The 1,076-nt window shown below is 48.1% G+C and carries 1 protein-coding gene and 1 pseudogene; both read left to right on the forward strand.

Annotated elements, in window-relative coordinates; translation table 11 throughout:
* The first annotated feature begins 150 nt into the window (after positions 1-150).
* The gene (locus R7O13_RS24490; protein WP_318304886.1) at positions 151-909 is read left to right on the forward strand and encodes a DNA-binding domain-containing protein; all 759 of its coding nucleotides are present in this window, start codon (positions 151-153) and stop codon (positions 907-909) included.
* A 10-nt stretch (positions 910-919) separates the two neighbouring features.
* Positions 920-1,076, forward strand: a pseudogene (locus R7O13_RS24495) (DoxX family protein); the annotation flags it as partial.

Raw genomic sequence — 1,076 nt, forward strand, 5'->3', positions numbered from 1 at the left:
ACACTGGGTTGAACAGTATGGTCCGCGCCATTCCTTAATTGAATGGGACTTAGATATCCCAGCACCAGAAGTGTTATTGGCAGAAGCGGAAAAGGCCTCGCTCCTTCTCTCCCAAATTACCACCCCGCTTAGCGCTACGAGGAAAGCCTCATGAAGCTAGCCACCTTACAAAACCAGTTTGCGAAAGCGCTTCACTATCAGGCATTGGGCGATGACTGTAATATTGCAAGCGGTCAGTTTACCGCTGACGAGCGCATGCAGATATATCGCAACAACTTTATCATCAGCTTGAGCGAAGTCCTTTCTGCTACTTATCCGATGGTTGAAGCGTTACTAGGGGAAACGTGCTTTGCCCAAATAGCACGCCAACATGTTTTAACGCACCCACTCCAAGAAGGCTGTGTTATTCACTACGGAAAAGACTTTCACCTCACTGTGATGTTGTTTGGTCAGGTCATGGCTCAAGCGCCATACAGCCCAGAAGTCGCACTCTTTGAATGGAACATCGACCTTGCTCGCCAAGCTCGTTATGAGCATCAAGCAGACACAGCCGTGCAACCGCTGACTGAATTACCACACGTACCAGAGTCGCAACATTCTCATTTAGTTTTCCACCTTCGTCCTGGGTGTAAGTGCTTTGATGCTCATTACGCGGTGTTTGATTTATTCGCCGCTGTTCGTACTCAGCAATTCGATCAGCTCAACATCAACCAATTACAACAAGGGGTGATCCGCGTCGAGCCCAATGGTGAAGCGCAGTGTTTCGCGCTGGATGACGAAGCCTATCAATTGCTTGCCAGCTTGGAACAAAAGCAATGTTTGAGCGATATCCCTGAGCCGTTGCTCGCTCATCTTAATCACATCATGACGCTTGACCTGATTGAAGGTTTTACGCTGCAAACCGCGTAAGGAGGATACGATGACAGATTCTGTTAAAAGCCTGATTAACCGCTACGACGAATGCACCAACAGCTTACAAACTCACGCAATGCCGTTGTTGCTGCTGTTTTGCCGTTTATGGGTCGCTTGGGTGTTTTTTAATTCCGGCCTTATCAAAATTGCCTCATGGGATAGCA

Source organism: Vibrio sp. Y176, from assembly GCF_033438945.1.